The organism is Pseudomonas sp. NY5710 (assembly GCF_013305665.1).
Lineage (GTDB): Bacteria > Pseudomonadota > Gammaproteobacteria > Pseudomonadales > Pseudomonadaceae > Aquipseudomonas > Aquipseudomonas juntendi.
Genome location: NZ_CP045554.1, coordinates 4245237 through 4266761 on the forward strand (window position 1 = coordinate 4245237; position 21525 = coordinate 4266761).

Annotated in this window: 15 protein-coding genes and 1 pseudogene; 8 read left to right on the forward strand and 8 right to left on the reverse strand. The window is 62.5% G+C overall.

Annotation, left to right across the window (positions count from 1 at the left end; genetic code table 11):
* The first annotated feature begins 63 nt into the window (after positions 1 to 63).
* From ttgA to GEV39_RS19605, 5 genes are all read left to right on the forward strand, one after another.
* Positions 64 to 1218 (forward strand): toluene efflux RND transporter periplasmic adaptor subunit TtgA, encoded by a 1155-nt coding sequence (ttgA, locus tag GEV39_RS19585; protein ID WP_009685610.1) that lies wholly within the window; start codon positions 64 to 66, stop codon positions 1216 to 1218.
* A gap of 3 nt (positions 1219 to 1221) precedes the next feature.
* The gene (gene ttgB / locus GEV39_RS19590) at positions 1222 to 4374 is read left to right on the forward strand and encodes a multidrug efflux RND transporter permease subunit TtgB (RefSeq protein WP_173890915.1); all 3153 of its coding nucleotides are present in this window, start codon (positions 1222 to 1224) and stop codon (positions 4372 to 4374) included.
* The gene (locus GEV39_RS19595; RefSeq protein WP_054912198.1) at positions 4371 to 5825 is read left to right on the forward strand and encodes an AdeC/AdeK/OprM family multidrug efflux complex outer membrane factor; all 1455 of its coding nucleotides are present in this window, start codon (positions 4371 to 4373) and stop codon (positions 5823 to 5825) included. The genes ttgB and GEV39_RS19595 overlap by 4 nt, the downstream gene beginning before the upstream one ends.
* A gap of 198 nt (positions 5826 to 6023) precedes the next feature.
* A complete protein-coding gene (locus GEV39_RS19600) occupies positions 6024 to 7280 on the forward strand; it encodes an OprD family porin (RefSeq protein ID WP_009685614.1) in 1257 nt (418 codons plus the stop codon).
* Between the two features lie 199 nt (positions 7281 to 7479).
* Complete coding sequence (locus GEV39_RS19605) at positions 7480 to 7992, forward strand: Mpo1 family 2-hydroxy fatty acid dioxygenase (protein WP_173890916.1); 513 nt, start codon at positions 7480 to 7482, stop codon at positions 7990 to 7992.
* Between the two features lie 170 nt (positions 7993 to 8162).
* Here the strand turns inward: GEV39_RS19605 and pcaC are convergent, their stop codons facing one another.
* The 7 genes from pcaC to pcaR all read right to left on the reverse strand — a co-directional run bounded on the left by pcaC (position 8163) and on the right by pcaR (position 16218).
* Positions 8163 to 8555: a 4-carboxymuconolactone decarboxylase gene (gene pcaC, locus GEV39_RS19610; RefSeq protein WP_173890917.1), complete on the reverse strand. Its 393-nt coding sequence runs from the start codon at positions 8553 to 8555 to the stop codon at positions 8163 to 8165.
* A gap of 10 nt (positions 8556 to 8565) precedes the next feature.
* On the reverse strand, positions 8566 to 9357 hold the full coding sequence (gene pcaD / locus GEV39_RS19615) for a 3-oxoadipate enol-lactonase (RefSeq protein WP_173890918.1): 792 nt from the start codon (positions 9355 to 9357) through the stop codon (positions 8566 to 8568).
* A gap of 11 nt (positions 9358 to 9368) precedes the next feature.
* Entirely contained in the window at positions 9369 to 10721 is a 1353-nt protein-coding gene (locus GEV39_RS19620; protein ID WP_173890919.1) for a 3-carboxy-cis,cis-muconate cycloisomerase, read from the reverse strand.
* A 9-nt stretch (positions 10722 to 10730) separates the two neighbouring features.
* A complete protein-coding gene (locus tag GEV39_RS19625) occupies positions 10731 to 12020 on the reverse strand; it encodes an MFS family transporter (RefSeq protein ID WP_009685621.1) in 1290 nt (429 codons plus the stop codon).
* 201 nt (positions 12021 to 12221) lie between these two features.
* Complete coding sequence (gene pcaF, locus GEV39_RS19630; RefSeq protein WP_173891730.1) at positions 12222 to 13427, reverse strand: 3-oxoadipyl-CoA thiolase; 1206 nt, start codon at positions 13425 to 13427, stop codon at positions 12222 to 12224.
* Between the two features lie 259 nt (positions 13428 to 13686).
* Positions 13687 to 15033, reverse strand: coding sequence for a 4-hydroxybenzoate transporter PcaK (gene pcaK, locus GEV39_RS19635; protein WP_173890920.1), 1347 nt, complete (start codon positions 15031 to 15033; stop codon positions 13687 to 13689).
* 309 nt (positions 15034 to 15342) lie between these two features.
* Positions 15343 to 16218 carry a pca regulon transcriptional regulator PcaR gene (gene pcaR, locus GEV39_RS19640; RefSeq protein WP_373875749.1) on the reverse strand — a complete coding sequence of 292 codons (876 nt, stop codon included), beginning with the start codon at positions 16216 to 16218 and terminating at the stop codon, positions 15343 to 15345.
* 476 nt (positions 16219 to 16694) lie between these two features.
* On the opposite strand from pcaR, the gene GEV39_RS19645 reads away from it, so the two are divergent.
* Both GEV39_RS19645 and GEV39_RS19650 read left to right on the forward strand, forming a co-directional pair.
* Positions 16695 to 16895 (forward strand): hypothetical protein, encoded by a 201-nt coding sequence (locus tag GEV39_RS19645; RefSeq protein WP_009685625.1) that lies wholly within the window; start codon positions 16695 to 16697, stop codon positions 16893 to 16895.
* A gap of 310 nt (positions 16896 to 17205) precedes the next feature.
* On the forward strand, positions 17206 to 18678 hold the full coding sequence (locus GEV39_RS19650) for an inorganic phosphate transporter (protein WP_173890921.1): 1473 nt from the start codon (positions 17206 to 17208) through the stop codon (positions 18676 to 18678).
* Between the two features lie 109 nt (positions 18679 to 18787).
* On the opposite strand, the gene GEV39_RS19655 is transcribed toward GEV39_RS19650, so the two are convergent.
* Positions 18788 to 20263, reverse strand: coding sequence for a helicase HerA-like domain-containing protein (locus GEV39_RS19655; RefSeq protein ID WP_173890922.1), 1476 nt, complete (start codon positions 20261 to 20263; stop codon positions 18788 to 18790).
* Between the two features lie 168 nt (positions 20264 to 20431).
* Here GEV39_RS19655 and GEV39_RS26605 point away from each other — a divergent pair.
* Positions 20432 to 21448: pseudogene (locus GEV39_RS26605) on the forward strand (cache domain-containing protein); the annotation flags it as partial.
* Positions 21449 to 21525 lie beyond the last annotated feature (77 nt).

Sequence of the window (21525 nt, forward strand, 5' to 3'; positions counted from 1 at the left end):
TCCAGATCTCGACTCTTCCATTATTCTTGAGCGTCTACCTGCTCCTGCGACCCGAGGATCCTCATGCAATTCAAGCCAGCCGTTACCGCTCTGGTTTCCGCCGTCGCCCTGGCAACACTGCTCAGTGGCTGTAAGAAAGAAGAAGCAGCGCCAGCGGCGCAGGCTCCTCAGGTCGGCGTCGTAACCATCCAGCCTCAACCTTTCACCCTGACCTCGGAATTGCCGGGGCGCACCAGTGCCTACCGCATTGCCGAAGTGCGCCCGCAGGTGAATGGCATCATTCTCAAGCGCCTGTTCAAGGAAGGCAGTGACGTCAAGGAAGGCCAGCAGCTGTACCAGATCGACCCTGCCGTGTACGAGGCAGCGCTGGGTAATGCCCAGGCCAACCTGCAAGCTACCCGCTCGCTGGCCGAGCGTTACAAGCAACTGATCGACGAGCAGGCCGTGTCGAAGCAGGAATACGACGACGCCAATGCCAAACGGTTGCAGGCAGAAGCATCGCTGAAAAGTGCACAGATCGACCTGCGCTACACCAAGGTGCTGGCCCCGATCAGCGGGCGTATCGGCCGCTCAGCGGTCACCGAAGGTGCGCTGGTGAACAACGGCCAGACCAACGCCATGGCCACCATCCAGCAACTCGACCCGATCTACGTCGACGTTACCCAGTCCACTGCCGAGCTGCTCAAGCTGCGCCGCGACTTGGAAAGCGGCCAGTTGCAGAAGGCTGGCGACAACGCCGCCTCGGTGCAGCTGGTGCTCGAGGACGGCAGCCTGTTCAAGCAGGAAGGCCGCCTGGAGTTCTCGGAAGTCGCGGTCGACGAGACCACTGGCTCGGTGACCCTGCGTGCGCTGTTCCCCAACCCTGACCACACCCTGCTGCCCGGTATGTTCGTGCATGCGCGGTTGAAGGCCGGGGTCAACGCCAACGCCATTCTGGCCCCGCAACAGGGCGTTACCCGCGACCTGAAAGGTGCGCCAACCGCGCTGGTGGTGAACAAGGACAACAAGGTCGAACTGCGTCAGCTCAAGGCCAACCGAACCCTGGGCAGCGACTGGCTGATCGAAGAAGGCCTCAACCCTGGTGACCGCCTGATCACCGAAGGCCTGCAGTACGTGCGCCCTGGCGTCGAGGTCAAGGTCAGCGAAGCCACCAACGTCAAGAAGCCGGGCAGCCCTGATCAGGCCAACGCGGCGAAAGCAGACGCCAAAGCGGAGTAAACCATGTCGAAGTTCTTTATCGATCGCCCGATCTTCGCCTGGGTGATCGCCTTGGTGATCATGCTGGTCGGGGCCTTGTCGATCCTGAAGCTGCCGATCAACCAGTACCCCAGCATCGCGCCGCCGGCCATCGCCATCGCCGTGACCTACCCGGGCGCTTCGGCGCAGACCGTGCAGGACACCGTGGTCCAGGTGATCGAGCAGCAGCTCAACGGTATCGACAACCTGCGTTATGTGTCGTCGGAAAGCAACTCCGACGGCAGCATGACCATTACCGCCACCTTCGAGCAAGGCACCAACCCTGACACCGCGCAGGTGCAGGTGCAGAACAAGCTGAACCTGGCCACCCCGCTGCTGCCGCAGGAAGTGCAGCAGCAAGGTATCCGTGTTACCAAGGCAGTGAAAAACTTCCTGATGGTGATCGGCCTGGTGTCCGAAGACGGCAGCATGACCAAGGACGACTTGGCCAACTACATCGTCTCCAACATGCAGGACCCGATCTCGCGTACTGCTGGCGTGGGCGACTTCCAGGTGTTCGGTGCACAGTACGCCATGCGCATCTGGCTCGACCCGGCCAAGCTGAACAAGTTTCAGCTGACCCCGGTCGACGTCAAGAACGCCGTGGCTGCGCAGAACGTGCAGGTGTCCTCCGGCCAGCTTGGCGGCCTGCCGGCCGTGCCGGGTACCCAGCTGAACGCGACCATCATCGGCAAGACCCGCCTGCAGACCGCCGAGCAGTTCGAGAAGATCCTGCTCAAGGTCAACAACGACGGTTCTCAGGTGCGCCTGGGGGATGTCGCCGAGGTTGGCCTGGGCGGTGAAAACTATGCCATCAGCGCCCAGTTCAACGGCAAGCCGGCCTCCGGTCTGGCCGTGAAGCTGGCAACCGGGGCCAACGCTCTGGACACGGCCAAGGCGCTGCGCCAGACCATCAGCGACCTGGAACCCTTCTTCCCGCCTGGGGTGAAAGCGGTATTCCCGTATGACACCACGCCGGTGGTCACCGAGTCGATCAGTGGCGTAATCCATACGCTGATCGAAGCCGTGGTGCTGGTGTTCCTGGTGATGTACCTGTTCCTGCAGAACTTCCGCGCCACCATCATCACTACCATGACCGTGCCGGTGGTATTGCTGGGTACCTTCGGCATCCTTGCCGCTGCGGGTTTCAGCATCAACACCCTGACCATGTTCGCCATGGTGCTGGCCATCGGCTTGCTGGTGGACGACGCCATCGTCGTGGTGGAGAACGTCGAGCGGGTCATGTCCGAAGACGGCCTGCCGCCCAAAGAGGCGACCAAGCGCTCCATGGAGCAGATTCAGGGGGCCCTGGTGGGTATCGCCTTGGTGCTGTCGGCGGTTCTGCTGCCCATGGCGTTCTTCAGTGGCTCCACCGGCGTAATCTACCGGCAGTTCTCCATCACCATCGTTTCGGCCATGGGGCTGTCGGTGCTGGTGGCGCTGATCTTCACCCCTGCCCTGTGCGCGACCATGCTCAAGCCGCTGAAAAAGGGCGAGCACCACACCGCCAAAGGTGGCTTCTTCGGCTGGTTCAACCGCAACTTCGACCGCAGCGTCAACGGCTACGAGCGCAGCGTGGGTGCCATCCTGCGCAACAAGGTGCCGTTCCTGCTGGCCTATGCACTGATCGTGGTTGGCATGATCTGGCTGTTCGCCCGCATCCCTACTGCGTTCCTGCCCGAGGAAGACCAGGGCGTGCTGTTCGCCCAGGTGCAGACCCCGGCCGGCTCCAGTGCCGAGCGCACCCAGGTGGTGGTCGACCAGATGCGTGAATACCTGCTCAAGGATGAAGCCGACACCGTGTCGTCGGTATTCACCGTCAACGGCTTCAACTTCGCCGGCCGTGGCCAAAGCTCGGGCATGGCGTTCATCATGCTCAAGCCATGGGGTGAACGGTCCCAGGAAAACAGCGTGTTCGCCCTGGCCCAACGCGCCCAGCAGCACTTCTTCACCTTCCGCGATGCCATGGTGTTCGCGTTTGCCCCACCCGCGGTGCTGGAACTGGGTAACGCCACCGGTTTCGACGTGTTCCTGCAGGACCGCGGCGGTGTCGGCCATGCCAAGCTGATGGAAGCGCGCAACGAGTTCCTGGCCAAGGCGTCGCAGAGCAAAGTGCTCAGTGGCGTACGCCCCAATGGCCTGAACGACGAGCCGCAGTACCAGCTGACCATCGATGACGAGCGTGCCAGCGCCCTGGGCGTGACCATTGCCGACATCAACAACACCCTGTCCATCGCTTTGGGTGCCAGCTACGTCAACGACTTCATCGACCGTGGCCGGGTCAAGAAGGTGTACATCCAGGGCGAAGCCAACGCGCGGATGAGCCCTGAAGACCTGCAGAAGTGGTACGTGCGCAATGGCGCTGGCGAGATGGTGCCGTTCTCCTCCTTCGCCAAGGGTGAGTGGAGCTACGGTTCGCCCAAACTGTCGCGTTACAACGGTGTGGAGGCCATGGAGATTCTCGGTGCCCCGGCGCCTGGCTACAGCACCGGTGAAGCCATGGCCGAGGTCGAGCGCATTGCCGGCGAACTGCCTAGCGGTGTGGGCTTCTCCTGGACCGGCATGTCCTACGAGGAAAAACTCTCCGGCTCGCAGATGCCGGCACTGTTCGCCCTCTCGGTACTGTTCGTGTTCCTGTGCCTGGCAGCGCTGTATGAAAGCTGGTCGATTCCGATCGCCGTGGTGCTGGTGGTACCGCTGGGTATCATCGGTGCACTGATCGCCACCAGCCTGCGCGGCCTGTCCAACGACGTGTACTTCCTGGTCGGCCTGTTGACCACCATCGGCCTGGCGGCGAAAAACGCCATTCTGATCGTCGAGTTCGCCAAGGAACTGCACGAGCAGGGTCGCAGCCTGTACGACGCCGCGATCGAAGCCTGCCGCATGCGTCTGCGCCCGATCATCATGACCTCGCTGGCATTCATCCTTGGCGTGGTACCGTTGACCATCGCCAGCGGCGCGGGCGCCGGCAGCCAGCACGCCATCGGCACCGGAGTGATCGGCGGCATGATCAGCGCGACCGTGCTGGCAATCTTCTGGGTACCGCTATTCTTCGTCGCAGTGTCGTCGCTGTTCGGCAGCAAAAAGCCGGAAAAAGACGCCACCCCTGAAACTCCACGTTATGAGGCTGGGCAATGACCAAGTCTTTGTTGTCCCTGGCGGTAACCGCTTTCATTCTGGGCGGCTGCTCGCTGATCCCTGACTACCAGACCCCGGAATCGCCGGTGGCTGCGCAGTGGCCGCAAGGCCCTGCATATTCCCCCACGCAATCGGCAGACGTCGCCGCTGCCGAACAGGGCTGGCGCCAGTTCTTCCGTGACCCGGCACTGCAGCAGCTGATCCAGACTTCGCTGGTCAACAACCGCGACCTGCGTGTTGCCGCACTGAACCTCGACGCCTACCGCGCGCAGTATCGCATTCAGCGGGCCGACCTGTTCCCGGCGGTTTCCGCCAACGCCAGCGGTAGCCGCCAGCGGGTACCGGCGAACATGTCGCAAACCGGTGAGTCCAGCATCACCAGCCAATACTCGGCCACGCTGGGTGTCAGCGCCTATGAACTGGACCTGTTCGGCCGGGTACGCAGCCTGACCGAGCAAGCCCTGGAAACCTACCTGTCCAGCGAACAGGCACGGCGGTCCACGCAAATTGCCCTGGTGGCCAGCGTGGCCAACGCCTATTACACCTGGCAGGCCGACCAGGCGCTGTTCAAGCTGACCGAAGAAACGCTGAAGACCTACGAGGAAAGCTACAACCTCACCCGTCGCAGCAATGAAGTGGGCGTGGCCTCGGCACTGGACTTGAGCCAGGCGCGCACCGCCGTGGAAGGCGCCCGGGTCAAGTATTCGCAGTACCAGCGCCTGGTCGCCCAGGACGTCAACAGCCTGACCGTGCTACTGGGCACCGGCATTCCTGCCAACCTGCCCAAGCCGCTGGAGCTCGACGCCGATCAATTGGCGGAGGTGCCGGCCGGCTTGCCGTCCGACATTCTCCAGCGCCGCCCGGACATCCAGGAAGCCGAGCACCTGCTCAAGGCCGCCAACGCCAATATCGGCGCCGCCCGCGCAGCGTTCTTCCCAAGCATCAGCCTGACGGCCAACGCCGGCAGCCTGAGCCCCGACATGGGCCACCTGTTCTCAGGCGGCCAGGGCACCTGGCTGTTCCAGCCGCAGATCAACCTGCCGATCTTCAACGCCGGCAGCCTGAAAGCCAGCCTGGACTACTCGAAAATCCAGAAGGACATCAACGTCGCCAAGTACGAAAAGACCATCCAGACGGCCTTCCAGGAAGTCTCCGATGGCCTGGCAGCGCGCAAGACCTTCGAAGAGCAATTGCAGGCCCAACGCGACCTGGTGCAAGCCAACCAGGACTACTATCGCCTGGCCGAGCGCCGCTACCGTATCGGTATCGACAGCAACCTGACCTTCCTCGATGCCCAGCGCAACCTGTTCAGTGCCCAGCAGGCGCTGATCGGCGATCGCCTGTCGCAGCTGACCAGCGAGGTCAATCTGTACAAGGCACTGGGTGGCGGCTGGTACGAGCGCACTGGCCAGGCCAACCAGCAAGCAGCGGTGGATACGCCCAAAGGCTGACCTGGCTCGGTACAGCACAAGGCCCACCCTGGCGGTGGGCCTTTTTCATGGCTGCTGCAAAATGTGTCAGTAATTAACCAACTGGAACATTCCGTTCGATTATCGCCCCCTTCCGTTTGCGACGAATTGCCTCACCCCCGCCTCACGCCGCACCATCCCCCCACGCAACGCCCCATAAAAACAAGAGATCCACGACAGATGAGCACTTCGCAAACCGCACGCCAGCTGCTGCCCGGCCTGTTGGCCATGTCCTGCGCCCTCCCCGTCTTCGCTGCCGACCAAGGTGGTTTCCTGGAAGACGCCAAGGCCACCCTCAACCTGCGCAACTTCTACATCAACCGTAACTTCGTTGACCCGGCCAACCCACAGGGCAAGGCCGAAGAATGGACGCAGAGCTTCATTCTGGATGCCCGCTCCGGCTTCACCCAAGGCACCATCGGTTTCGGCGTGGACGTGCTGGGCTTGTATTCGGTCAAGCTCGACGGTGGCAAAGGCACCACCAACACCCACCTGCTACCCGTGCACGACGACGGCCGCCCAGCCGATGATTTCGGCCGCCTGGGTGTGGCGTTGAAGGCCAAGCTTTCCGAAACCGAACTGAAGGTCGGGGAATGGATGCCGGTGCTGCCGATCCTGCGTTCGGACGACGGCCGTTCGCTGCCGCAAACCTTCCGCGGCGGCCAGCTGACCTCCAGGGAAATCGCCGGCCTGACCCTGTACGCAGGCCAGTTCCGCGGCAACAGCCCGCGCAACGACGCCAGCATGGAAGACATGTCGATGAACGGCAAAGGCGCGTTCACCTCCGACCGCTTCAACTTCGGTGGCGGCGAATACACCTTCAACGACAAACGCACCATGATTGGCCTGTGGGATGCCCAGCTCAAGGACATCTACCACCAACAGTACCTGAACCTGACCCACAGCCAGCCGCTGGGCGACTGGACCCTGGGCGCCAACCTGGGCTACTTCATCGGCAAGGAAGACGGCGCCGAGCGTGCCGGCAAACTGGACAACCGTACCGCCTCGGCGTTGCTCTCGGCGCGTTACCAGGGCCATACGTTCTACGTGGGCCTGCAAAAGGTCAGCGGCGACAACGCCTGGATGCGGGTCAACGGCACCAGCGGCGGGACCCTGGCCAACGACAGCTACAACTCCAGCTTCGACAATGCCAAGGAACGCTCCTGGCAGGTGCGCCATGACTTCAACTTCGCCACCGTTGGCGTTCCCGGCCTGACCCTGATGAACCGCTATATCAAGGGTGAGAACGTGACCGTCGGCAATGTCGATGATGGCAAGGAATGGGCCCGGGAGACCGAGTTGGCCTACGTGATCCAATCGGGCAGTTTCAAGGACCTGTCGGTGAAATGGCGCAACTCCACCATGCGCCGTGACTTCAGCACCAACGCCTTCGACGAGAACCGGCTGATCGTGAGCTACCCGCTGAACCTGCTGTAAGCCCTGCCAATGTGCGCCATGGCCCCGCTGGATAAGCCCGCGGGGCGTCCCTGCCATTCGCCCCGCTGATGATAGTGGTGGCTGGGGGCTATCCTGAGCTATACCCGTTGCCTGTACCGGGCCTGTCGCGGCGTGTAACCGCCGCGCAGGGCCCTGACAGGCAGCTTGACCAGCCCAGGCAAACCAGGGAGGCACAACAATGAAAACGCTCGTCGACCACCTGAGCCAGTACGCCAGTTACCACCGCGACCCGCGCAACATCGTCACCCACTTCATCGGCATCCCCATGATCGTGCTGGCAGTCACCATCCTGCTGTCCCGCCCCGGGTGGGAGGTTGCTGGCATATGGCTGTCCCCTGCCCTGCTGGCGGCAGCGGCTTCGGTCTGGTTCTATCTGCGCCTGGACCTGCGCTTCGGGCTGGTGATGGGGGCGTTGCTGGGCTTGTGCCTGTGGGTTGGCCAGGTGCTGGCGGTGCAGCCTACCGGCCTGTGGCTCGGTGCCGGGGTGGGCGCGTTCGTGCTGGGCTGGATCATCCAGTTCATCGGCCACTATTACGAAGGCCGAAAACCGGCGTTTGTGGACGACATCAGTGGCCTGATCATCGGGCCTTTGTTCGTGGTGGCAGAAGCGGCCTTCATGTTGGGCTTGTGCCCGGCCCTGAAGCAGGCTGTGGAAAGCAACGCAGGCCCGGTTGGTATACGCTCGATGTAGCCTTGACACCTGAGCGGCCTGTGGGAACGGGCTTGCCCGCGAACACCGGCGCAGCCGGTGCCGGACACCGCGTCGCCTGCTTCGCGGGCAAGCCCGCTCCTACAATGAATCGCGCAGGCTTTTCAAATTTTGAGAAAGACAGTTGCGCCTGCACAGGTGCCGCGTAAGGGTCAGCTACGCGACTCTACACCTAGCTCTTCCCATACCGACTCCGCCAGGTGGAAGGTGGCGTTGGCCGCTGGAATGCCGCAGTAGATCGCGCTCTGCATCAGCACTTCCTTGATCTCGTCGCGGGTCACGCCGTTGTTGGCGGCCGCGCGCAGGTGCAGCTTCAGTTCGTCGTTACGGTTCATGCCGATCAGCATGGCAATGGTGATCAGGCTGCGGGTGTGACGTGGCAGACCGGGGCGGGTCCAGATATCACCCCACGCATGGCGGGTAATCATTTCCTGAAACTCGCCATTGAAGTCGTTGAGCTTTTCCAGGCTGCGGTCCACATGGGCATCGCCCAGTACCGCGCGGCGCACTTGCATGCCGGCCTCGTAGCGTTGTTTCTCGTCCATGGCAGGGTCCTCACTGAGCCAGCAGGAAGTCGAGCACGCGGCGGCTGAACGCCCCGCCAATCTCGACATTGGACAGGTGCGCTGCCGGGAACTCGACATATTCGGCAACGGCAATACCCGCCTGCATGAAATGGCCATGCGCCGGGGTGGTTACCACATCTTCTGTCCCTGCCACGATCAACGTCGGCACCTGGATGCGACCGAGTTGCTCACGGAAGTCGGCATCACGCACCGCCGCGCAGTTGCTGGCATAGCCCTGGGGGCTGGTCTGCGCCAGCATCTGGCAGATACGCTGGGCCTCTGCGGCCTGTGCCTGGGCAAAGCCTGGGGTGAACCAGCGGGCAATGGACGCGTCGCGCAGGTCGACCATGGCCTGCTGGCCGCCCTTGAGCACGGTGTCGATACGGGTGTTCCACACCTCGTCATTGGCAATCTTGGCAGCGGTGTTGCACAAGGTCAGGCTACGCAAGCGGTCACCGGCATTAATGCCCAGCCACTGGCCAATCAGGCCACCCATCGACAAGCCGACAAAGTGCGCCTTGGCAATGTCCAGGCCATCGAGCAACGCCAGCACATCGCGGCCCAGTTGCTCGATGGAATAAGGGCCTTCGGTGACCAGCGATGCACCGTGGCCACGGGTGTCGTAGCGCAGCACCCGGAAACGCTCGGCCCACAGCGGCATCTGGGCGTCCCACATGCCCAGGTCGGTACCCAGCGAGTTGGACAGGACCAGCACCGGGGCGTCTGCCGGGCCATCGAGTTGGTAATTCAAAACGCCATCGGCCAGTTGCAAATGCGCCACAGCGGTCTCCTTCAGGCAGTAAAACGTTGATGTTCGGACACGGCGCGCGCCACCCAGACGCGGGCCTGGCCCAGGTAATGGGCGGGGTCGAGCAAGCGATCGAGTTCCTCGGCGGACAGTTCGGCACTGACCTGCGGCTCGTCACCCAGCACGGCACGCAGGTGACGCTGCTCGGCCACGGCACGCTGGCAGCATTGCTCCAGCAGGTGGTGGGCGCGGTCGCGGCCCAGGCGCTGTGCCAGCACAATGCTCACCGCCTCGGCCAGCACCAGGCCCTGGGTCAGGTCGAGGTTGCGGCGCATGCGCTCGGCATCCACCTCCATCCCCTCGGCAATCACCTGGGCCTGGCGCAGCGCACCGGAGACCAGGCAGCAAATTTCTGGCAGAGTTTCCCATTCGGCATGCCACAACCCCAGGCTTCGCTCGTGCTCCTGGGGCATGGCGCTGAACATCGTCGAAACCAGCCCCGGCACCCGGGTGGCGGCCCCGATCAGCACCGCAGCCCCCACCGGGTTACGCTTGTGGGGCATGGTCGAAGAGCCGCCCTTGCCCGGCGCGGAAGGCTCGAACACCTCACCAGCCTCGGTTTGCATCAGCAAGCTGACATCGCGGCCGAACTTGCCCAGGCTGCCGGCGATCATGCCCAGCACCGAGGCCAACTCCACCAAGCGGTCGCGCTGGGTGTGCCAAGGCTGTTCCGGCAGGGCCAGCCGCAGTTGCTCTGCCAGCGCTTCGGCCACCGGCAGCGCCTTGCTGCCCAAGGCCGCCAGGCTGCCCGAGGCGCCGCCGAACTGCAGCACCAGCAAGCGCGGGCGCAACGCCTGCAAGCGCTGGCGATGGCGGGTCACGGCGCCAAGCACCCCGGCCAACTTCATGCCCAAGGTCACCGGCGTGGCATGTTGCAGCCAAGTGCGCCCCACCATAGGGGTGTCGGCGTGCTTCAAGGCCTGCTGCGCCAAGGTTTCGGCAAGCTGGCCAAGGTCGCTTTCCAGCAAGTCGAGGGCAGCGCGCAACTGCAACACCAGGCCGGTGTCCATCGCATCCTGGCTGGTAGCGCCCAAGTGCACATAACGCTCGGCCTCGGGCACGCCGGTGGCGATCACCTTGCCCAACGCCTTCACCAGCGGGATTGCCGAATTGCCAGCGCTGGCGATGGCATTGGCCAGGGCGCCTACGTCATAGCGCTCGGCCTGGCAGGCCGCCTCGATGGCGGCCACGGCGCTGTGCGGAACCAAGCCGACCGAGGCCTCGGCGCGGGCGAGCGCGGCCTCGAAATCCAGTATGCCTTGCAGGCGGCCACGGTCGGAAAAAACCTCGCGCATGGCCGGCGCGGTGAAGTAGGCGTCGAACAGTTGGTTGCTCATGCAGCTTCCTTAATGATCATGGTGCAGGTACTCGGCCTGCTTCGGCAGGCGCAGGCTGAACAGGAAGGCTATCGCCATCATCGCTGTCACGTACCAGTAGAACGTATTCTCCATGCCCATGGTCTTCAGCCCCAGGGCCACGTACTCGGCCGAGCCGCCGAATGCCGCGTTGGCCACCGCGTAAGCCAGGCCTACACCCAGCGCGCGAACTTGCGGCGGGAACATCTCGGCCTTCACCAGGCCGCTGATCGAGGTATAGAAACTGACGATGCACAGTGCCAGGCTGATCAGCACGAAGGCCATGAACGGGCTGGTCACGGTTTTCAACGCCATCAGCAGCGGCACGGTGAACAGCGTTCCCAACGCCCCGAACAGCAGCATGGAGTTGCGTCGGCCAATCCGGTCGGACAGCATGCCGAAGAACGGCTGCAGCACCATGAACAGGAACAGCGCAGCCGTCATCACATAACTGGCGTTCTTCGCTGTCATGCCAGCGGTATTCACCAGGTACTTCTGCATGTAGGTGGTGAAGGTATAGAAAATCAGCGACCCCCCTGCGGTGTAGCCGAGCACGGTAATGAAGGCTGCAGCGTGGTTGCTGAACAAGCCTTTGATCGTGCCGGCATCCTTGTCCTGACGGGTTTCGGCGCTGCTGGTTTCGTGCAGCGAGCGGCGCAGCATCAACGAGATCAGTGCTGCGATGGCCCCTACCACGAACGGAATGCGCCAGCCCCAGGCGCGCAACTCATCCTCGGTCAGCAGCTGCTGCAGGATCACTACCACCAGCACGGCCAAAAGCTGGCCGCCGATCAGCGTCACGTACTGGAACGAGGCAAAGAAGCCGCGCTGGCCGCGCAGGGCCACCTCACTCATGTACGTGGCGGTGGTGCCATACTCGCCACCCACCGACAGGCCCTGGATCAGGCGTGCCAGCAACAGCAGCGCCGGGGCCCAGGTGCCAATGCTGGCATAGGTGGGCAGGCAGGCGATCATCAGCGAGCCGAAGCACATCATCAGCACCGAGATCATCAGCGAGTTCTTGCGGCCATGGCGGTCAGCGAGGCGGCCGAAGATCCAGCCACCAATCGGGCGCATCAAGAAGCCTGCGGCGAATACCCCCGCGGTGTTCAGCAACTGCACCGTAGGGTCGTCGGAGGGGAAGAACGCCGGGGCGAAGTAGATCGCGCAGAAGGCATAGACGTAAAAGTCGAACCATTCCACCAGGTTGCCCGAAGAGGCACCAACGATAGCGAAGATACGCTTGCTGCGCTCTTCACCGGTGTAATAGGTTGAGGTCATGGTGAGGTTACTCCTGAAGGGTCCCAGGTTATTCTAGACATACCTGGTAACACCTCGTTCCGCCTTGAGGCTGGCAATTGGCCTTGGGTCGAAGGTGCCGGCCCCTTCGCCGGGCAGGCCTGCTGCCACAGTTTGCCGTTGTGCAGTGGGCAACGACCATGCTGTGACACCCGGCTTGCCCCACGAAGGGGCCAGGACAGGTCAAACCCGTTCGATGGCCAGCGCCAAGCCTTGGCCGACGCCCACGCACATGGTCGCCAGGCCTTTACGACCACCGCTTTTCTCCAATTGATGCAGCGCCGTCAGCACCAGGCGTGCACCGCTCATGCCCAGCGGGTGGCCCAGCGCGATCGCGCCGCCATTAGGGTTCACCTGCGGCGCATCATCGGCCACGCCCAGTTCACGCAGCACTGCCAGGCCCTGGCTGGCGAACGCTTCATTGAGCTCGATCACATCGAAATCATTCACCGCCACACCCAGGCGCTCGGTCAGTTTGCGCACTGCCGGGACCGGGCCAATGCCCATCACCCGTGGCGCAACGCCACCGCTGGCCATGCCCAGAACGCGGGCACGCGGGGTAAGGCCATGCTTCTTCACGGCTTCAGCCGAGGCCAGGATCAGTGCTGCCGCACCATCGTTGACACCCGAAGCATTGCCGGCGGTGACGCTCTTGTCCGGGCCGTTGACCGGCTTGAGCTTGGTCAGCGCTTCCAGAGTGGTCTCCGGACGCAGGTGTTCATCACGCTCGACGATCACTTCACCCTTCTTGTGGGCGATGCGCACCGGCACGATTTCTTCGGCAAAGAAGCCGGCTGCCTGCGCTGCAGCGGCCTTTTGCTGGCTGCGCAGGGCGAAAGCATCCTGGTCGGCGCGCGACACCTGATAATCGTCGGCCACGTTGTCGGCGGTTTCCGGCATGGAGTCCACGCCGTACTGGCTCTTCATCAGCGGGTTGATGAAGCGCCAGCCGATGGTCGTGTCTTCCAGCTTCATGTTGCGCGAATAGCCGCTTTCGGCCTTGCCCATCACGAACGGGGCGCGCGACATCGATTCCACACCACCGGCGATGACCAGCTCCATTTCCCCGCTGGCAATGGCGCGGAAGGCGGTGCCAATGGCATCCATGCCCGAGGCACACAGGCGGTTAAGGGTAACGCCCGGAATGCTTTCGGGCAGGCCGGCCAGCAGCAGCGCCATGCGTGCCACGTTGCGGTTGTCTTCACCTGCCTGGTTCGCACACCCGAAGAACACCTCGTCAACCTGGTCCCATTGCACACCGGGGTTGCGTTCGATCAGCGCCTTCAGCGGCACGGCGGCCAGGTCGTCGGCACGCACACCGGCCAGGGCACCGCCAAAGCGGCCAATCGGGGTACGGATGGCGTCACAGATGAATACGTCTCGCATCAGGCTTCTCCTGCCGGCTGGCCATGGGCCGCGGCGGTACGGGCATCAAGGTCACGCGGGGTGGCAGCTTGATTGCGGTGGGTTCGGTGGTGGTCTGCACGTGGCATTGGAGGCTCCTGGTCAGGGTGCTTCAGTAAGCTCAGATTAAGGAGGCCGGTGGGTAGCTTACAATCCGATAATCGACTATTCGTGCGATTATCGAACTGTTTGTTGCCTTGCTACCCACCTTCGCACGGCGCTGCCCTCGGTGGCGGCCTCGCTATCAGGTGGCGTCGGCGTGACTCACCAGCCCCTTCACCACTACCCCAACAGTAGCCAGCGCCGCTGGCACCAGCAGCGCCGTGAGCACCTGCTCGAAGCTCCACCCCAGGCCCAACAGGGTCGCGCCGCTCCAGGCCCCGAGAATCGCGCCGAAGCGGCCGATGCCCAGCATCCACGATACCCCGGTCGCCCGACCTTGGGTCGGGTAGAAGCGCGCCGCCAGCGACGGCATGGCCGACTGGGCACCGTTCACGCACATACCCGCCACCAGTACCAACGTCGCCAGCAAGGTGATGTTGCCCAGGCTCTGACCTACGGCGTAGGCGAATACCCCCGCCAGCAAGTAGAAAATGCCAATCACCTTGTGCGGGTTGAAGCGGTCCATTGCCCAACCCACACCGACCGCACTCAGCACGCCACCAAACTGGAACAAGGCACCGATAAAGGCCGCCTGCTCCATGCTCGCGCCGCTGTCACGCATCAGGGTCGGCAGCCAGCTGGTCAGCAGATAGACGATCACCAGGCCCATGAAATAAGTCAGCCACAGCAGCACGGTACCCAGGCCGTAGGTGCCAGAGAAAATCACCGAGAATACGTTGCGGGCGGCCACGGCCTTCTGTTCCGGCACGCTGAAGCTCGCCGCCTCGGCCACCATCTGCGGGGCGATCGGCGACAAGGTCTTGCGCACCCTGTCAGTGCCACGGTTACGCACCACCAGGAAGCGCGCCGACTCCGGTAGCCAGACCATCAGCACCACGGCCAGCAGCAACGGCAGCACCCCACCGACTACCAGCAGGCTGTGCCAGCCATAGGCCGGGATCATTTTCGCGGAAATGAAACCACCCCCGGCCATACCCAGGTTGAAGCCGCAGAACATGCTGGTGACCAGCAGCGACTTGAGCCGCTCTGGGGTGTACTCCGACAGCAGCGTGGTGGCGTTGGGCATACCCGCCCCCAGGCCAAGGCCGGTCAGGAAGCGCAGCACCAGCAGTTGGTCGACGTTGGTGGCATAGGCCGAGGCCAGGCTGAAGCCACCGAATACCAGTACCGCACCCACCAGCACGCCCTTGCGGCCAAAGCGGTCGGCCAGCGGCCCCGAGCCCAGGGCGCCGAAAACCATGCCGATCAACGCGGCACTCATCACCGGGCCCAGGCTGGCACGGTCAATACCCCACTCCTGCGACAGGGCCGGGGCGATGAAGCCCATGGCGGCCGTGTCCAGGCCATCGAGGAAGACGATCAGAAAGCACAGCAGCACAACCCGCCACTGATAGCGGGACAACGGTTGCTGATTGATGAACGACTGGACGTCAAGGCTTGCGCCGACGTTGGTTTGCGCTTGGTTCATTGTTGTTATCCAGAATAGGGGGCACAGCCAGGCCATTGCACTCGGCTAGCCGGTACAGGTGGGCAACGCTAGGGAAAATGGCCTGAGTCAGCCTGGATACAACGAAACTGCATGCGGGTGCGAGCGCAGCAGCCTAGGGACAGTATGCATGGTAAGTGCCTCATGTTTTTCTTGTTCGGTCGGCACAGCCGACCGTTGCGAGAGACATTAATCAGCAGGCGCAGGGGAAGCAATTCGCCGCGAGCGACACTGTGCGTTTATCGCACAGGAAACCGTTTTGCCTGTTCAAAAAACCGCTAGCGCCCGCCCTCAACCAAACAGCTGGTGGCACAGGTCCCGGCTGGCAGCCAGCAGGATCGGCAAGAAGCGCTGCTCCAGTTCGCTGCGTGTAACCCGCCCGACGTGGGTACTCACGTTCAGGGCTGCCAGCACCTGCCCAGACGCGTCATACACCGGTACGGCAATCGAGCGCAGCCCCTGCTCCAGCTCCTGGTCCACCACACACCAGCCTTGTGCGCGGACCTGCTGAATACAGGCGAACAACGATTCAGCATCATGCAAGGTACGGCTGGTGCGCGCCTTCAGGTCGGCCCGCTCCAGGTATTCGCGCAGGCTGGTGTCATCCAGCGCCGCCAGCAGAATGCGCCCCATCGACGTGCAGTAGGCTGGCAGGCGCCCGCCCACCGACAAATCGACCGAAATCAGGCGCTCGACCGTGGCCGAACGGGCTATATAAAGGATGTCGTCACCTTCGAGGGTGGCCATGTTGGCCGCCTCGTGCAACTGGTCGCTGATGCGGTCCAGGTAAGGCTGGGCCGAAATCGCCAATGGCGTGGATGACAGGTAGGCATGCCCCAGGGTCAGCACTTTGGGTAGCAGCGAGTAGGTGCGCCCGTCGGTGGTGGCGTAGCCCAGCTTGATCAGCGTGTGCAGGCAACGGCGCACGGCGGCACGGGGTATTTCCGTACGGTGGCTGATCTGGGCGATGGTGAGGTGGCGCTTGCGCTCCTGGAAAGCCTGAATCACCGCCAGGCCACGGGCCAGGGATGTCATGAAGTCCGGGTCGCCGGTGAAAGCCTGAATGCGCTTGGCCGGCGAGGCCACGATCGGCGGCGCCATGGCCGCCAAAACAGGCCGTGCCGCCTCTGGGCTGGCAGCAGCGTTGTCCACTGTTTCGTCACTCATCGCACACCTCAAAAAAAAACGCCGGCTCGTGCGATTATCGAACAAACGGCCGATAATCGCAATTGACCGCTGACACTTTTGCTTATACCTTTCTCCTGCCACATGTGGCTTCTTTGGAGAGACTGGTCAGGTACCCACCGTAGAAGTCCCCAGGCAACGGCCTCGCCTTTCGGCGGGGCCGTTTTTCATTCCCGCCCCCCTCAGCACATTGCCCGAACTTTTACCCGGCATGCCTTTCAAACTTGTAAGAAAGCCCCAACTCGTTTAGCCACACAGGCCATAACTTGCGTCGGATGATGGCGATGCTGGTCAAATAACGATGTTCGGCAAATTATCGGTTGCTATAATCGGCCCCACAGTCGTGACGCTATTGTGCTCACGGAACCTTCCGTGGAACCTAGCTGTTGCGGCAGGAACAGGGTGCACTAGCGCATAACGCGTTACACCCGTGATTACACTTAATTCAGGTACTGCATGTGACGAAAGATGAACTGCGCGCAGAACTCGAGCGCCAGGCTGAACGTTACAAGGATGTCTACGGCGGCGAAGTCACCACCTATGCCGCCCAAACGGAACCGGAGCGCAAACCCTGGCGCAAGCGCGCCAGCCTGCGCGACCAGGCTTTCAGCCAGGAACTGGAACGGATGGAAAAGGAACTACGCAGCGAAAACCCCTGACCCTGGTCAATGCAGCGCTGCGTTCGCCCGGCTTGGCCGGGCGTGTCACTCTTTATTACCCAAGCGACATGAAATGGATTTATACAAATTTCAAACGCTCGTTTGAATTAATACCAAATGTGGATTTTCAGGTCTTTACCCCACTTTTCGCCGCACTTCACGGATATAGGCAGATTTTAGCCTCCAGCGAGTTTCCATTTATAGGGCAATTTTGGCGCGCTTGCCCCTGCCATTGGCCTGTTGGAGGTGCATCGATTGCCAAGGTTTTCTGGCATAATCCCGCCCCCCCTATGACCGCCAGACAACCTTCATGATCGATTTATTCAGCGGACTGGATGCCTGGGTGTTGGTGAGCCTGCTGCTCGCCTTGACCTTCGTACTCGCCTTCGAGTTCATCAATGGCTTTCATGACACCGCAAACGCGGTAGCTACCGTCATCTATACCAAAGCCATGCCTCCCCACCTCGCCGTGTTCTTCTCCGGCGTGTTCAACTTCTTCGGCGTACTGCTGGGCGGTGTCGGGGTGGCCTACGCCATCGTGCACCTGCTGCCGGTAGAGTTGCTGATCAATGTGAACACCGGGCACGGGTTGGCCATGGTCTTCTCCTTGCTGGCCGCGGCCATCACCTGGAACCTTGGCACCTGGTACTTCGGTATTCCCGCTTCCAGCTCGCACACGCTGATCGGTTCCATCCTGGGTGTCGGCCTGGCCAATGCCCTGATCAACGACATCCCGTTGGGGGACGGCGTTAACTGGCAGAAAGCCATCGACATTGCCATGTCGCTGGTGGTCTCGCCAATGGCCGGCTTCGCCGTAGCCGCCCTGGTGCTGCTCGGCTTGAAGTGGTGGCGCCCGCTGTCGAAGATGCACAAGACCCCCGAGCAGCGCCGTAAACTCGACGACAAGAAGCACCCGCCCTTCTGGAACCGCCTGGTCCTGGTGGTTTCTGCCATGGGCGTGAGCTTCGTGCACGGCTCCAACGACGGCCAGAAAGGCATTGGCCTGATCATGCTGGTGCTGATCGGCATCGTCCCGGCCAAGTTCGTGCTCGACCTGAACAGCACCACCTATCAGATCGAGCGTACCCGCGACGCCACCCTGCACATGAGCCAGTTCTACCAGCGCAACGCCGCTACCCTGGGCGAGTTCCTGGCCTTGGGCAAGGCCAAGGCCAGCGACCTGCCGGAGCAGTTCAGTTGCAACCCGCAGCAGACCGAGCCGACCATCGCCGCACTGCAGACCTCGTTGCAAGGCGTGACCGACTATCACAGCCTGGCTGCCGAGAAGCGCGTTGAAGTACGCCGCTACTTGCTGTGCCTGGATGACACCGCGAAGAAGGTTGGCAAGCTGCCTGGCCTGGAAGCCCGCGAAAAGGCCGACCTGGAAAAACTGCGCAAGGACCTTACCGCCACCACTGAATACGCCCCGTTCTGGGTGATCGTGGCCGTTGCGCTGGCCCTGGGCCTGGGCACCATGGTGGGCTGGAAGCGTGTAGTGCTGACCGTTGGTGAGAAGATCGGCAAGCAGGGTATGACCTATGCCCAGGGCATGTCGGCCCAAATCACAGCAGCCTGTGCCATCGGCATGGCCAACGTGTTCGCCTTGCCGGTGTCGACCACGCATGTGCTGTCGTCCGGCGTGGCCGGCACCATGGTCGCCAACAAAAGCGGCCTGCAAGGTGGCACCGTCAAAACCATCCTGATGGCTTGGGTTCTGACCCTGCCAGCCTCGATGGGCCTGGCGGCCGGCTTGTTCTGGCTGGCGTCCAAGGCCATTGGCTGAGTGACACCGCAATAGAAAAGGCGCCCCCGGGGCGCCTTTTTCATATCGGCAACAGGGCTCACAGGCAGTGCGCAAGGGCCAGGCTCGCTACGGTCCAGGTGGCAGCCAACTATTTTTTCTTGCCCCCCAACAACGACCCCATCAACCCCCGCACCAGCTGCCGCCCCAACTGGTTGGCTGCCTGGCGCACCGCCGATTTGATCGCCTGCCCCGCCGCACTCTGCAAGAACTCACCGGCCTTGTCGGCAAAGCTCTCTTCATCCGCCTTCGGTTGCGGCGCCGGCTCCACCGCCTCGCCTTTTCGCTGGGTCAGCATTTCATAGGCCGACTCACGGTCCACCGGCTTGTCATAGCGCCCGGCCAGCGGCGAAGCAGCAATCAGCGCACCGCGCTCAGCTGCACTCAACGGCCCGATCCGCGATTGCGGCGGCGCCACCAACACACGCTGGACCATGGCCGGGGTGCCCTTCTCTTCCAGCGCCCCCAGTAGCGCCTCGCCAATGCCCAGTTCGGTGAGCACGCTCAAGGTGTCGAACGCCGGGTTGGGGCGAAAGCCATCGGCTACCGCGCGCAATGCCTTCTGCTCCTTCGCTGTGAATGCCCGCAAGCCATGCTGAATGCGCAAGCCCAACTGGGCCAGCACCGCATCCGGCAAGTCACCCGGCGACTGGGTGACGAAGAACACACCCACACCTTTGGACCGGATCAGCCGTACCACCTGCTCCAGACGCTCCTGCAGCGCCTTGGGCGTGCCGTTGAACAACAGATGCGCCTCGTCGAAGAACAACGCCAGCAGCGGTTTTTCGGCATCGCCGCGCTCGGGCAGTTGCTCGAACAATTCGGCCAGCAGCCACAACAGGAAGGTGGCGTAGACCTTGGGGGCCTCATGCACCAAGCGGCTGGCATCAAGCAGGTGGATCCGGCCGCGGCCATCGGGGTCCGAGCGCAGCACGTCTTCCAGTTGCAACGCCGGCTCGCCGAACAGCGCCTCGGCCCCCTGTTGCTCGAGGGTTGCCAGCCGGCGCAACAAGGCCTGGGTCGAGGCGGTGGTCATCAGCGCACTGTCTTCACCCAGCAATTGCGGGTTGTCTTTCAGGTGGGCAAGCAGCGCCTTGAGGTCTTTCAGGTCGAGCAGCAACAGGCCTTCACGGTCGGCCACCTTGAACGCTGCGTACAACGCCGCCTGTTGGCTGTCGGTCAGTTCAAGCAAATTGCCCAGCAGCAGCGGCCCCATTTCACTGAGGGTCGTGCGCAGCGGGTGGCCGGACTGCCCCGCGATATCCCACAACGTTACCGGGTAGGCCCGTGGCGTATGCCCAAGCCACGGCATGCCGGCGATGCGCTCGGCCACCTTGCCCTGTGGTGCACCGGCGGCGCCCAGGCCACACAAGTCGCCTTTCACGTCGGCGGCAAACACCGCGACCCCGGCGTCACTGAACACTTCCGCCAGGCGTTGCAAGGTGACGGTCTTGCCTGTACCGGTGGCGCCTGCCACCAGGCCGTGGCGGTTGGCCAGGCGCATGGCTTGCCCGAGCGGCTGGCCATCCGGACCCGATCCCACAATTATGGTCGAAGTTTCCGACATCTCTTTAATCCCCTGCTCAAGCTTTAACTGAAACCGGCCGATACCTTCGGGTGATATTCGCCTTAGAAGAGAGGAACAACCGAAAAGGGATTTTCCGGATATTGCACAGCCTTGCGGCCTCACTCGTGCGAACGCCCTGATTAAAACCTTAGCGGAACCGATTACGCCATGAATAAAAGCCTGCGTTTCAGCCACAAGATACTGTTGGCCGCCTCACTGATCGTCATACTCGCCTTCAGCCTTTTCACCCTTTACAACGATTACCTGCAGCGTAATGCCATCCGCGAGGACCTGGAAAACTACCTGGCTGAAATGGGTACTTCCACGTCTACCAACATCCGCAACCTGTTCGACGGGCGGATCAAACTGGTGGAAAACCTGGCGCAAAACATTGCCCAGAACCCGGCCAACGCTGAAACGTTCATGGGCCAGCGCGCACTGCTTTCCAGCTTCCTGACCGTTTACCTGGGCAAGATCGACGGCGGCTTCAGTGTCCGCCCAGACGCGAAGATGCCCGACGGCTACGACCCCCGCACCCGGCCCTGGTACAAAGATGGGATGAATGCCAGCGGGGCCATGTTGACCGAGCCGTACATCGACATGACCACCAACAAGATGGTCATCGGCATCCTCAGCAAGGTCTCCAGCAGCGTGGGTGTGGTCGGTGGTGACCTGACCCTGGACGGTCTGGTGCAAATCATCAACTCGCTGGACTTTGGTGGTATGGGCTATGCCTTCCTGGTCAATGATCAGGGCAAGATCCTGGTACACCCGGACCAGGCCCTGGTGATGAAGTCACTGTCAGACCTGTTCCCGCAACACACCCCCAAGCTGACCAGCGAGCTGACCGAAGTGCAAAGCGACGGCCAGGCGCGTTTGCTGACCTTCACCCCGATCACCGGCCTGCCTTCGGCCAACTGGTACATCGGCCTGTCGGTGGACAAGGCCAAGGCCTTCTCGATGCTGAGCACTTTCCGCACCTCGGCGGTAGTTGCCACGATCGTCGCCGTGGTCATCATCATCGCCTTGCTCGGCTTGCTGATTCGCGTCCTGATGCAGCCGTTGCACACAATGACCCGCGCCATGGAAGACATCGCCGAAGGTGAAGGCGACCTGACCAAACGCCTGCGCATCCATAACCACGATGAATTCGGTATTCTCGGCAACGCCTTCAACCGCTTCGTCGAACGTATCCACAGCAGCATCCGCGAAGTGTCCTCGGCCACCGAGCAAGTCAACGAAGTGGCGCTGCGGGTGATCAG